This window comes from Glaciecola nitratireducens FR1064 (assembly GCF_000226565.1).
Taxonomy (GTDB): Bacteria; Pseudomonadota; Gammaproteobacteria; order Enterobacterales; family Alteromonadaceae; genus Glaciecola; species Glaciecola nitratireducens.
Window position 1 is genome coordinate 1,572,175 of record NC_016041.1, and the last position, 13,323, is coordinate 1,585,497.

General features: G+C 43.2%; 8 protein-coding genes. 6 read left to right on the forward strand and 2 right to left on the reverse strand.

Annotated features, from left to right (window positions below; genetic code table 11):
* The 6 genes from GNIT_RS06905 (at nucleotide 1) to miaE (ending at nucleotide 10,178) form a co-directional block, all read left to right on the forward strand.
* On the forward strand, nucleotides 1-561 hold the full coding sequence (locus GNIT_RS06905) for a LemA family protein (protein ID WP_014108448.1): 561 nt from the start codon (nucleotides 1-3) through the stop codon (nucleotides 559-561).
* Nucleotides 562-615: 54 nt separating this feature from the next.
* Entirely contained in the window at nucleotides 616-1,176 is a 561-nt protein-coding gene (locus tag GNIT_RS06910; RefSeq protein WP_014108449.1) for a sugar O-acetyltransferase, read from the forward strand.
* A gap of 521 nt (nucleotides 1,177-1,697) precedes the next feature.
* Nucleotides 1,698-2,813: an efflux RND transporter periplasmic adaptor subunit gene (locus GNIT_RS06915; protein ID WP_014108450.1), complete on the forward strand. Its 1,116-nt coding sequence runs from the start codon at nucleotides 1,698-1,700 to the stop codon at nucleotides 2,811-2,813.
* A 14-nt stretch (nucleotides 2,814-2,827) separates the two neighbouring features.
* The gene (locus GNIT_RS06920) at nucleotides 2,828-6,187 is read left to right on the forward strand and encodes an efflux RND transporter permease subunit (protein ID WP_014108451.1); all 3,360 of its coding nucleotides are present in this window, start codon (nucleotides 2,828-2,830) and stop codon (nucleotides 6,185-6,187) included.
* On the forward strand, nucleotides 6,180-9,251 hold the full coding sequence (locus GNIT_RS06925) for an efflux RND transporter permease subunit (protein WP_014108452.1): 3,072 nt from the start codon (nucleotides 6,180-6,182) through the stop codon (nucleotides 9,249-9,251). Before GNIT_RS06920 ends, GNIT_RS06925 begins: the two co-directional genes overlap by 8 nt.
* A 120-nt stretch (nucleotides 9,252-9,371) precedes the next feature.
* A complete protein-coding gene (miaE, locus tag GNIT_RS06930) occupies nucleotides 9,372-10,178 on the forward strand; it encodes a tRNA isopentenyl-2-thiomethyl-A-37 hydroxylase MiaE (RefSeq protein WP_014108453.1) in 807 nt (268 codons plus the stop codon).
* An 85-nt stretch (nucleotides 10,179-10,263) separates the two neighbouring features.
* Here miaE and GNIT_RS06935 read toward each other — a convergent pair whose 3' ends face one another.
* Nucleotides 10,264-11,406 carry a hypothetical protein gene (locus tag GNIT_RS06935; RefSeq protein WP_014108454.1) on the reverse strand — a complete coding sequence of 381 codons (1,143 nt, stop codon included), beginning with the start codon at nucleotides 11,404-11,406 and terminating at the stop codon, nucleotides 10,264-10,266.
* 1,169 nt (nucleotides 11,407-12,575) lie between these two features.
* On the reverse strand, nucleotides 12,576-12,980 hold the full coding sequence (locus GNIT_RS06945; protein WP_014108455.1) for an MAPEG family protein: 405 nt from the start codon (nucleotides 12,978-12,980) through the stop codon (nucleotides 12,576-12,578).
* Nucleotides 12,981-13,323 lie beyond the last annotated feature (343 nt).

The following is a 13,323-nucleotide window of genomic DNA, read 5'->3' on the forward strand; positions in this document are numbered from 1 at the left end:
ATGATTACTCTACTAGTCGTTGCCGCTGTCATCATCATCGGTATTATTATTTTATACAACCAAATTGTCGGTAATTTGAATAGAGCGAAACGCGCTTGGTCTGACGTGATCACTTATGAAAAACTAAAACAGGATGTTATTCCGCAACTAACGAAATTGACGGACAATTTTAAAGAATTTGAAAGCGACTTCATAGAGAAAGTGACTGCACTAAGAGAGTCTATTTCTGTTTTAGACAAAGATGACATTGACGTAAAAGCATTGGCAAATGTTGAGACCAAATCGAAGGCTGTCTTCTCCTCATTCAAGGCAACTGCAGAGAACTATCCGGAACTTGGCTCTACCAAGATTGTTCAGGATTTGATGGACGAAATTAGCGATAAAAATGAAAACGTGGCGGCGGCAATTACGATTTATAATCGCAGCGTTGAGCATTTCAATAACTCCATTGAAATGGTCCCATATAATGTAGTGAATAGCTTGTTTGCGAGAAAACAGCAGCTTGACAATTTTCATCAATCGGGCACGGTTGAATCGTATGATTATAAGCCTAACTTTTAAAGTGTATTAGAAATACAAAACCTCTGATGGACTAAAACAAAGTGATAGACATAAATGATTGAAATGAGCGAAAAGCAAAAGATGTTGGCGGGAGAGGCTTATTTCCCTAGTAATAAGCAACTGCAGGCCGATCGACTGAACGCTAAAACGGTTTGCCATCAGTTTAATCAACTTTCACCTAATGACTACAAACAGGGAATGAAGCTGCTAAAGGGTCTGTTTGGCAGCACTCAATCGTTTTGGATTGAGCCTCACTTTTACTGCGACTATGGCTACAATATTCACTTGGGTAAGCAGTTTTATGCTAATCACGGCTGCGTTATTCTTGATGGCGCATTGGTCACAATTGGCGATGACGTCATGCTCGGGCCGGGTGTCTTAATATCAACCGCGACGCACCCTTTAAACGCCGAAAAGCGCAAAAAAGGCATTGAAAGCGCGCATTCAATTACCATCGGTAACGGGGTTTGGATAGGTATGGGCGCAAAGATATTGCCAGGAGTAACAATTGGCGACAATGCAGTTATCGCGGCAGGGGCTGTGGTTAACAAAAATGTTTTAGCAAACACTGTCGTAGGTGGTGTTCCCGCTACTTTTATAAAACAAATATTGTAGAGTTACAAAAAAGAATCGTCCTCGACAATTGCTATTGTTTTAACTCCCACCGTCTTTACTGCGCAGGCAGTAACCTCCTAATCATAATGGCAAGCTAATAAATGCTGCAGTATGATGTTTTTCGTGTAATGTTGGAGGTACTCGCCTTCGCGAGCATGACCTAGGTTGTGTTGATCACTTTGACCTAGGTTGTATTGACTACCGTGACCTAGCTTGTATTGACTACCGTGACCTAGCTTGTATTGACTACTGTGACCTAGCTTGTATTGACAACCCTGACCTAGCTTGTATTGACAACCCTGACCTAGTTTGTATCAACCTCATAAACTCATATTTCACTTTTTTGCAAAACTAAACCAAGTATTAGCAAAATTCGCCATATTTTGTGGTCAAAATCCTATTTTTTCAATCTGACTATTCTTAAATTGTTGATTTTCAATGTTTTTTATATCTGGCACAGTCAATGCAAACTTTGGCGTAGATGATTAATTAAAACAACAAGTTCGCTCAAGGATCTGACTATGAATGCCCCAACTTCTCTAATTACAAACAGAGTGATTACCAAAAAATTCAAACTAGCAGCACTCGCTTCCCTTCTAAGTATCGTCGTTTTGATTAACGGATGTGGGCAGGCGGGAGCAACGAAAACAGAAGGTGAGATTGCTGAGGATGAGGCAGTCCAAGTGATTCCCATTCCTGTTGAGGTTAGCGCCGTGCATAAAGGCAGTATTTCTTCAAACTACACCACCACTGCCGTGTTAGAAGCGAAAGAAGAAGCATTTGTTGTAGGCAGAGCGTCAGGCATTATCGAGGAAATACTGGTTGAAGAAGGTGATTACGTAGAAAAAGGCCAAGTGTTGGCCAAGCTTGAGCCAGAAAGATATGAACTCAATTTGAGACGCGCACAAGCAGACATGACCGGTATAGAAAAAGAGCTATCAAAAATCAACAAAGTGTACGATAAGAAATTAGTGAGTGACGACACTTACGATAAAATTACCGCGCAATATGAATCAGCAAAGGCAACTCTCGCGCTTGCAACATTAGACTTAAAAGAAGCTACCATTGTTGCGCCTATTAGCGGGTTTATTGCAGAACGAAATGCAAAAGTAGGCAACCTTACCGAATCCTTTCAACGCGAAAGAATGTTTCACATCGTTCAACAAAAAGAGCTTTATGGCATTGTGTATTTACCTGAAAAAGAATTATCAAAAGTACATGAAAATCAAAAAGCTCGACTTCTTGTTAACGCGTTGAACGATGCACCAATAAATGCATTTGTTGAGCGAATTAGCCCGGTGATAGATCCGAAAACAGGTACGTTCAAAGTCACCTTACGAGTACCGAACGAAGACAACAAACTCATGTCCGGCATGTTTACACAGGTAAGCCTAAACTACGATACCCGTGAGAATGCTACCTTGTTACCAAGAAAGGCCATGCTGGCTTTAGATGATAAGGTGAATGTATTTGTTGTTGATGACCAGGGCATTGCGAAAAAAGTAGCGATTAAAACTGGTTATCAAGAAGGCAACTATATTGAAGTGACAGAAGGTTTGTTGGGTGATGAAAGAGTTGTCATCACCGGCCATCAAAATCTAAAAGACAACGCTGTTGTCGACATCGTTAACGGTTAATTGAGGGAAACATCATGAGCTTAATTAATGTTGCCGTGAAGCGACCGGTCACCGTGTGGATGTTTACTTTGGCAGTATTGCTGTTCGGCTTTGTTTCACTGTCTCGTCTATCCATTAACTTACTGCCTGAACTGTCTTATCCAACCCTCACTATCCGGACAGATTACATCGGTGCTGCACCAAGTGAGGTGGAGCAACTTGTAACCAAACCTATCGAAGAAGTAGTGGGCGTCGTGAAGGGCGTTCGCAAAGTGGTTTCTGCATCAAAAGCAGAGCAGTCCGACGTTGTGCTTGAGTTCGAATGGGGCACAGAAATGGGTTTAGCCAGTTTAGAAGTTCGCGAAAAGCTAGACGTTCTATTCTTGCCACTAGATGTAAAACGTTCATTGCTACTGCGTTTCAACCCAAGCCTCGACCCCGTCATGCGCTTTGGTTTAGGAGCGGTAAGTGCTGCACCAACATCTGAAAATACGCAGCTTAGAACCGCAGTTACTATGGACACTAACGCCACCAAACGTATTCGAATCTATGCTGAAGAAGAAATAAAACGCAAGCTAGAGTCGATTGAAGGTGTTGCGTCGGTGCGCATTGGCGGTGGCCTGGAAAACGAAGTACAGGTACTCATTGACCAACAAAGAACGAGTCAGCTTAACATCTCTCTGAGTGATATTATTCAACGCCTAAAAGACGAGAATGTGAATGCATCCGGAGGCCGTGTTGAAGATGGTTCGCAAGAATATCTGGTGCGCACCATTAATCAGTTTGAAAGCCTCGACGATATGCGCAATCTCTATATCGCAACGCGAGAGGGTCGGTTCATCAAGTTAAAAGACGTAGCCGAAGTAGTCGACTCATATAAAGAACGAGATTCAATTACACGTTTCAACGGCTTTGAAGGTGTTGAAATTGCCATTTATAAAGAAGGCGATGCCAACACCGTTGATGTAGCTAACGCGGTTACTGAGCGCTTAGAGCGCATTCGCGGCAGTTTGCCTGAAAACTATGAATTGCAAAAGGTTTATGACCAATCAGAGTTTATTTCTAGTGCGATTGATGAAGTGAAATCAGCTGCGCTAATCGGTGGTGTGCTAGCGATGTTCATCTTGTATTTTTTCCTCAAAAATATTTGGCCTACGCTCATTATTTCCATTTCTATTCCGGTTTCTATTATTGCTACCTTTAACCTAATGAATAGCTATGACATCAGTTTAAATATTATGAGCTTGGGCGGTATTGCATTAGCGATCGGTTTGTTGGTAGATAACAGCATTGTGGTGTTAGAAAATATAGACCGCCACAAGAAAAACAAAGTCAATGCGCTGGAAGCCGCCGCCAAAGGTACGTCAGAAGTGTCGATGGCAATCGTTGCATCAACCCTGACGACAATGGCAGTCTTCTTTCCTCTGGTTTTTGTAGAAGGTATTGCAGGTCAATTGTTTAGTGATCAGGCCTTAACCGTAACCTTTGCGCTACTCGTATCCCTTATTGTTGCTCTCACGCTGATCCCTATGTTGGCAGCGCGCGATAAATCTAATGTCACAGTTGCAGCAGAAAAGGCTGATCTTGATTTAGGACCGCGTTCCGCTAAGGGCAAACCGTCTGGCAAAGTCGCACGTTTTTTCTGGTATTTAGCTGCTCCTTTACGCTGGTTGTTTAAAACGATTTTTTATTTTATACCCGCTTTTGTAGTTGGTTTAATGGTGTCATTATTTCGCATTCTAAGTGTTGCTTTGAGTTGGTTATTTAAACCTGCGCTTTGGGTGTTCGATAAGATATATGATGCATTATCTGCCACCTATTTTAAATTGTTAGATTGGGCTATGCAGGCGCGCCTCTTGGTTTTTGCTTTTATTATTTCGGTCTCGCTATTGTCGATGCTGCTTATTCCAAAGCTGGGTGTCGAGTTAATACCGCCTATGTCACAGGGCGAGTTTGATGTCGAAATTACCTTACCGAGTGGTTCAAGACTTGAAAATACCGATAAAACACTTTCTGAATTAGCCACTTATACTCAGCAGCAAGAAGGCGTTGAACGCACTTATTCATTAGCGGGTACAGGCAGTTTAATGAACGCTTCACCAGCACAGGGTGGCGACAACTGGGGTAAATTGAACGTGGTAATGGCGGATACTGCTAGTGTTGCACAAGAGCAGGCGGTTATTGAGGCTATGCGCGCTTACTTGAGAAATCAGGCAGGTGTAAAAAGTAAGTTTGGTACTCCTGAGTTCTTCAGTTTTTCTACGCCGTTAGAGATCGAAATTATTGGCTATGACTTAGCGAATTTGAAGCGTTACGGCGACGTGCTCGCTGATGAACTAGGAAAGAATACACGATTTGCCGATATCAAAAGCTCTTTGCAAGCAGGCAACCCTGAGTTAAAAATTAACTTTGATCATTCGAAGTTAGCGCAATTGGGCTTAAATGCACCGAATGTCTCAAGCTTGATTGCAGCGAAAGTAGGGGGAGAAATCGCGAGCAAATTTAGCGTCGATGACCGCAAAGTTGATATTTTAGTGCGAAATCAAGAGCAGCAGCGTAATTCAATTCGCGATATTGGACAAATTATTGTTAATCCAGGTGCTTCGCCAGCCATTCCTTTATCTGCTGTGGCAGAAATTGAAATGTCTGTGGGCCCAAGTGAAATTAGCCGTGTTGACCAGCAGCGCGTGGTCTTAATTTCAGCCAACCTCGCTTATGGTGACCTCGGCGCAGCCGTTATTGATGCGCAGCAAGCGATTGACAACATCCAACTGCCTATGAGTCTGCAGGCGAATGTAGCAGGGCAGAGCGAAGAAATGAAAGCCAGCTTTGAGTCGCTTTATTTAGCGTTAGCTCTGGCAGTATTTATGGTGTATATCGTGATGGCTTCTCAATTTGAATCGTTTCTGCATCCCTTCTTAATTTTGTTTACGGTACCGATGGCCTGCGCGGGGTCCATTTATGGCTTAGTGCTCACCGGTACTAATGTCAGTGTTGTGGTATTTATCGGCTTAATAATGTTGGCAGGGATTGTCGTCAATAATGCGATTGTGTTGATTGATCGAATTAATCAGCTACGCGAAAGTGGCGTTGAAAAAGGAAAAGCGATAATTGAAGCTGCGCAAAGTCGACTGCGCCCCATTTTAATGACGACCTTAACCACCGTATTGGGCTTGCTCCCTATGGCGATTGGTTTGGGCGAAGGTTCTGAAATTAGAACACCGATGGCAGTAACGGTGATCTTTGGATTGTTATTTGCGTCATTACTAACCCTGTTCCTTATCCCTGTGCTTTACAGCTTGTTTGACCGTAAGCAGTTTAAATCTGTTGAGGTTCCTACTCCTGTTGGCAATTCGGCATCAGGTAACGCAACTGAGGAGCCTAGCCATGGATAAGTTTGCGCATGCAGGCGCAGTGCTTGCGTCCTTCGCTATTCGTCGCCCAGTCACTATTACGATGGTGTTCATTTCACTGCTTATTATGGGCTTGGGGGCAAGTCGCTATTTGCCGCTGGAGAAGTTTCCCGGCATCGACTTTCCAGAGCTTTTTATTCAAGTACCATATCAAGATGCAACGCCAGGCGAAATTGAAAAAATGATTACGCGCCCGGTTGAAGAGGCATTGGCGACAATGTCAGGTATCAAGCGCTTGCGTTCAGTTTCAAATGAAAATAGCGCTGAAATTAATATTCGCTTTGACTGGGACGCAAACATCAAGGCGAAGAGTATAGAGGCTCGCGAAAAGATTGATGCTATTCGTCATTTACTGCCTGCTGATGTTGAGCGCGTTATGGTATTTAAATTCAATTTAGCCGATATGCCGGTGTTTCAGTTAAGATTGTCCAGCGACCGTGATATTTCAAATTCATATGACTTGCTAGAGCGCAACTTAAAAATGCCAATAGAGCGCGTTAAGGGCGTATCTCGAGTCGAGTTATATGGTGTACAAAAAAAACAAATTTCAATTCGTCTTGATCCAGACCGAGTTGCTGCACTGCATGTTGACGTGGCGTTATTAACACAAACCTTGCGCGACGCTAACTTTTCAATGACCGCGGGGCAGTTCTTTGATCTCGACCAAAAAATAACGATCAATCCTAGCGGTGAGTATCAGAGTAAAGAAGAAATTGCAGACATTATTGTCATGCGAAATGTGCGTCTGAGCGATATTGCCGAGGTGAAGTATGAGACACCAAAAGCAGTGGAAGGACGTCATTTAGACAAAACGCATGCGATTGGATTGAACATTTTTCGAGAGTCGGGTGCTAATTTGGTTGAAGTCTCGACAGCGGTCATGGCAGAAATTGAAAATGCGAAAAACAGCACTGCCTTTAGCGGCATCAATGTGTTTGTGATGCAAGATGAAGCGACAAGTGTCACTCAGTCACTGCAAGATTTGATTAATTCAGGTTTGGTCGGTGGCTTTCTGTCCATCATTGTCCTGTATTTGTTTTTACGTAATTTGGCGACAACGCTAGTGGTGGTCCTTTCAGTGCCTTTTGCTATTTGTATCACATTAGCTTGTATGTATTTTATGGGCTATACGCTGAACATACTGTCACTCATGGGCTTGATGTTGGCGGTTGGTATGTTGGTAGACAATGCGGTCGTGGTAACAGAAAGTATATTCCAAGAACGAGAAAAATCAGATGACATCATTGAAGCGACCAAAAAAGGCGTTTCTCTAGTGAGTTTAGCGGTCATTGCAGGTACAGCAACAACCGTCATTGTCTTTTTGCCCAACATTGTCGGCGTAAAAGCAGAGTTGACGGTTTTCTTGGAGCACGTTGCTGTGTCTATATGCATTTCGCTGGTAGCGTCGTTAGTGATTGCGCAAACCCTCATTCCTTTACTCACAACGAAGCTCAAAATAAAACCAAAACTGGTACAGCAAAAAACCTCTAGATTGAAGACAGTGTACGAACGTATTTTGCGTTGGACTATTGCGCATCAAAAAGGAACAGCCGCCATTGCTGTTGCAATCTTGCTGAGTACAGCGATTCCAATGAGCTTGTTGAAAAGCGATGAAGACAGCAATAACAACCAAGATCGCATTTGGCTAAACTACGATATTCAAGGCAATTACAGCTTAGAAGAAGTTGAAAAGTCAGTCGCTAAAATGGAAGATTATTTATATGCAAATAAGGAAAAATTCCATATTAAGCAGGTATATAGCTATTACACCGCTGGTTTTGCTGTTTCGGGAATTACCTTAGAAGATGACCTACCTGTAAAAGTAAAAGATTTAAAAAATGACATTAAAGAAACCTTGCCATTATTTGCAAGAGCGAAGCCTTCATTTCAGTGGGACCAAGGCTCGGGCGGCGGAGTTCGACTTACTCTATTTGGTCAAAGCTCAGAGAATCTGCTGCGATTAGCTAATCAAATCGTGCCTGTTATGAACAGTGTTGAAGGCTTAACTGATGTGAAAACAGATGTCGATGGGCAAGATTTCGAACTGCAGCTTAGCGTAGATAGAGAAAAAGCCTTCCGCTTTGGTTTAAGCTCAAGTGATGTTGCGAATATTGTGAGCACTGCATTGCGTGGCACCAATTTACGCACATTTAGAGGCGAAGCTGAAGGCGAGGTGAGCATTAAACTCATGTTCGACGAGGCGCTGCAAACTTCTGTGGAAAAGCTGCGTAATTTGACTATTTTTCGAGATGAGAATCAAAATGTCACGCTGGACATGGTGGCAACGATGAAAGTTGAGCCTCGACTATCACAAATTCAGCGCAGTTCACGCCAAACGTCACTCAGCATCGGCGGTAACTTAGAAGCAGATGTCACGGTCGATGAGGCTCGCGAGCGCATTGAACGTATTATGCAAAATATCGAGTTACCGTCGGGCTATTCATGGTCATTAGAAGGCAGTTTCCAGCGTCAAGATGAAGACGAATCGATAATGCTGACTAACATGATACTAGCCATCATTATGATATATATCGTAATGGCCGCATTATTTGAATCACTGATGTTGCCAACGGCCGTGCTGACTTCTCTTTTCTTTTCGTTTACTGGCGTATTTTGGGCGTTCTTGATAACGGGCAATGCCATGACAGTGATGGGTATGATCGGGATGTTGATTTTAATGGGCATTGTCGTCAACAACGGTATTGTGCTGGTGGATAGAATAAATCACTTGGCGAACATGGGCATGAGCGTGCCTGATGCCATAATCGAAGGATGTCTAAGCCGCGTCAGGCCAATACTCATGACCGTGTTAACAACAGTACTTGGCTTGCTGCCGCTGGCTTTAGGTGACGTCAGCATTGGTGGCGATGGCCCTCCTTATGCGCCAATGGCTATAGCGATAATTGGAGGTCTGTTGTTCAGCACAGTAACCAGCCTGTTCTTAGTGCCGTTAGCCTATTTGCTGTTGCTTAAAGTTCGCCGGGCAACAGTGGCAATGATCAGTGAAAGTAAGCAAGTGGTTTCTAAAGTAATAAAAGCAGCGTGATGAAAAGTGCACGCTTGCTAAAAATATCTGAAAATGAATAAACGTGAAAAAATGGTCGCTGGGTTTGTCTTCATATACAATACGCACTCATTAGCGATAAATAAGAAGTAGACGCCAGCCATGACAATTAACGATTTATTAGCCCCAGTCAGTGCATTTTTGCGTTGCGAAACGCCACAAACATGGATTGACGAAGCCATTAAACCTGAGAATTTGTCGGTAGTATTGCTAGACCATTTAGTGTGTGAGCTCAAAGCTGCGCAAAGCGCGATGTTTTTAATTCGACGTTATGTTGTTGATAAAGAAAGCGGGCAAGCGCTTTTACAGTGGTTAAAGCCATACGAAGACTTCACTTATCGTATGCAAGGCGACTGGCGTGTTCTAGCCAAGCAAAACAAGCTTACGAAGTCGATGATGCCAGTGCAAAACTCTGCCTATGGGCAAGACCTGATAGACAAGATGGTACTGCTGATAAAAGAGGAGCTGCATCATTTCTATCAAGTACTAGAGATGATGGAGCATTATCAAATACCGTATGAGAATATTTCTTCAAGTCGCTATGCAAAAGGGATGCTACGCCACGTAAAAAATCATGAGCCCGACGCGCTTATCGATAAATTAATTTGCGGTGCTTTCATTGAAGCTCGCTCGTGTGAGCGTTTTGCAAAATTAGCGCCGCATGTTGATAAAAAATTGGGAGATTTTTACGTTTCTTTATTACGCAGCGAAGCGAGACATTTCGAAGATTACCTTGAACTCGCAGAGTCAATCGCAGGGAAAGATATTGCAGAGCGAGTGGCTTTCTTTGGTGAAGTTGAGGCGGAGCTTATTCAGTCGCCTGATAGCGCAGAGTTTCGTTTTCACAGTGGGGCGCCTGATGTGAAAAAAGCACCGCACTCTAGTTTAGAAAATACAACAGCAGCTTAATATTTAATAGCGGAAACGGTTTGGGTGAAATAATATTTATTTGAGAGAGCCGCTTAGTAAAAACTAAGCGGCTTTTTTATTGATTTTAATTAGCCACGATACATGTACGTGTACTAAAAGCGTATCCTGTTGACGTATGCTTGTCTTCTTTCACAACTAATACGTCATTGTCACTAATATAAACAACCCGTTCATCTGGTGCTTTTAAACAATGTGAATATTCAAATGCTTCATAATTGTAGACAAATGATGCGATTAAGGTGTCAAGAAAGTATATTTTGGGCGGTTTTATATTTGTTTGCTCAACGATTGCGTCATTTACATCAACTACGAGAGTTTCATTAGGTTCAACTTTTCGAATATTTTCAGGCGCATCCGGGGTGACGTTAGCATCTAATCTTTCTAGCAGTTTATTTTTAGCTGTTAACAATTCCTTGCGATCTTGCTCGCTCAAGTTTTCTTTTTGCAGTTCACCTTCGATTACATCCAAGCCTACCGTTGCTACCTTTTTATCTACGATACCTCCTGCACTGCTAGTAAATCTGAACCCTGGCGTATGCGGTAAGTTGAGTTGGTCACCATACCAACCTAGAGAAGTGATCATAGTCATCGAAACCGGTGCTAAGAGAATTAAGCGCACAATACTAAATGTCTTTGGAAAAGCCTCTTTTGGTTTTGCTTTTTTTCCGATAATTCGCATCAATACTAATAAGCCGCGCAATAAACGCACTATTTGCAGTAAACCAAAAATCACAATCATGGCAACCACGCTGACTATCATTAGCCATAGAGGCAAAATTAAAAGCGTTGTTACTCCTAGCGTGTGGTAAAGCTGCGTGGGGTCGGCATTGATAACTATGTTAACTTTTTGCGAGGCAACAGCAAGTGTGAAATTTGCTATTGCGGCATATAAGACTAATAAAATTAGTCTGCCAAAGGTTGATTCCCACACTTTTATAAAAATAGCCCAAAGTTCTCTGGCCATGCCGAAAAAAGCAAAAAGACCAATCAACCACATCGTCGAATTTTGTTCATCTATATCGCCATCAGCAAACACAAACAAAATTAGGGCGAGTACATAAATAATTTGGTTTGCATGCAGTTGCGCCCATCGCTCTCCCAAGCCAAAACGCCACTGTTTGAGCTTCCCAATTAAGGTATGCCTAATGTTAGCTTTAGTCGTTTTTGCTCCAGATAGCTCGGGTTGGTTTTGCAGTTGCTTTGTCATGAAAACAGCTCCCTATGTAGTCTGTTGAGCTCATTCATATAATCAGTATGTCCAAGCTGATGAACAACTACAAACTAAATTTATAAGTCGCAACTACTTAATAGTAGAACACCTTTACTCAAACCTGCACATTAATCGCTAATTTTAACGTGAGCAATACGATTGGTTGAGCTTTGATGTATCAGCAAATTCGACCGGATCACGTGAGCGCTAACCAAGCCTTGGGGCCACCCATTCCTTAAATTCAAGCGTATTTGTACCTTTAATAAGCGCAGGTACTCGTTTGTGTTGAACGTCACATAAAATTTATCTGCCTTCGCGATGTCAGGGGTTTTGCATCTGTTGCATGAAGGTTATCTCGATGAATTCCGCAGGCTGTGTACGTTTAGCTGCCGTTCGGCCCGACAGTCATTTCATGTATTCGCTTTTATTTTCACTCACCAGTTTTGCGAATGCCTAAGTGTATGACTTAGCGGCTTAAAGCTGTACTATGCCAATAGTGATTTATTTATAAGCGGTTCTTAGGGTCCGCTTCATTTAAATGTTAGCTGCCTGTGGGAAAAGCAAGGAATTAACGTGAGTAATTCATATTTTAGTCCTCACTTAAGACGAATTTGGGGGACTAGTATCATTTTCGTATTACCGGCGGCACTTTATCCCCTAACGAGCGAAAGGCCTGAAAAGAGTTCTGTATTTTTATTATTATTAGTGCTCTTATGTTCTTGGACAGTTCTAAAGGCAATTTTCAGCTCAAAAACTCAAACTTGTATTTTTTTAGGCTGTTTAGCTTTATCTTTTGCCTTAGTATTCGGTTACTTTTTTTCCGGAAGTTATCTTCCATTCATCATCATTCCAATAATCCCTCTTTTGTGGGGGCCAATTTCCTATGATGCTATTTTCAAAATTCTTAAAAATTACGAGTGCAATAATGGTAGTAAATAGATTGTTTATAGCAGCTAACAAGGCTCTCGCTTCGCTCGCTGGCACGCTAACAGGGGCTGCGTCACTTCGTTCCTAATTTTAGCCCATGTGTTATCGCCCCTTAGTGGGAAGTTGATATGATTCCCGCTGTCAATAAGCATGACGCTTTACCCGCCGAGTTCTTTCATCAGCGTTGTGGATCTGACTGGCGTTTGATACCCCATGGTTTCATGGGCACGTTGGCTTGGTCAGACGATGAGTTGGTAGCAAACCCAGAAAATCATGCCTACCTGAGCGAGGAAAAACGTGGCACGTAGCAGCACAAACGCTGGCGCGGTGCTGATGAGGTGCACCAGGCTCTGCCCCACACGCGCGGCCAGGATAAAGGCCGCAAGGCCATCCACAACCGGACTCTTACTCATTAGCGCAGCGATCACCACGACGGCAGCGAAGAGCGGAAAGTTTTCCACGCAGTTGAGATGTGCGCCTTTGGCGCGGACCATAAAGGATGGGTCGCGGTTGACTTCAGCACGCTCCCAGTCCGCCAAGTTGCGATCTCCGAGCAGCGCCATCGGCACGCGGGGAAACGCGTAAGTCAGCATCAACAGTTGCATCCACACTACGTAAAGCAGCACAGCGATAAATCCGGTCAAAGGGCATTCTCCATGGGTTGGATTGAGACAATTCTTACGCACTAAGCCCGCTAACAGATGCGAGAATCGCGACTACATAACCCCACCCTATCATAAAATGCGCTTGTGTTGAAATCGGAACAATCGGGGTTAGTCCAATTTGTGGTGCTCTCCCCCCAACAACGTAATGCAAGTGACTCACTGGGTCGTTCGCTTTTTTCAGCGGTACACTTGCGTTATCGTTGTTTGCTCAGTTCGACTCCGTCTCACTCAGGGCGTGGCCCCCTGAACACAGCGTTGAACGTCTGCTGATTGTCTTTAGCTGACCGTCACAGATTAGCGAGCCAATGTCTCCTTCTCGCTC

Coding starts and splice junctions, on each gene's coding strand:
- miaE (WP_014108453.1), top strand. CDS start 9,372: ATGACAATTAACGATTTATTAGCCCCAGTCAGTGCATTTTTGCGTTGC.
- GNIT_RS06925 (WP_014108452.1), top strand. CDS start 6,180: ATGGATAAGTTTGCGCATGCAGGCGCAGTGCTTGCGTCCTTCGCTATT.
- GNIT_RS06905 (WP_014108448.1), top strand. CDS start 1: ATGATTACTCTACTAGTCGTTGCCGCTGTCATCATCATCGGTATTATT.
- GNIT_RS06920 (WP_014108451.1), top strand. CDS start 2,828: ATGAGCTTAATTAATGTTGCCGTGAAGCGACCGGTCACCGTGTGGATG.
- GNIT_RS06910 (WP_014108449.1), top strand. CDS start 616: ATGATTGAAATGAGCGAAAAGCAAAAGATGTTGGCGGGAGAGGCTTAT.
- GNIT_RS06915 (WP_014108450.1), top strand. CDS start 1,698: ATGAATGCCCCAACTTCTCTAATTACAAACAGAGTGATTACCAAAAAA.
- GNIT_RS06935 (WP_014108454.1), bottom strand. CDS start 11,406: ATGACAAAGCAACTGCAAAACCAACCCGAGCTATCTGGAGCAAAAACG.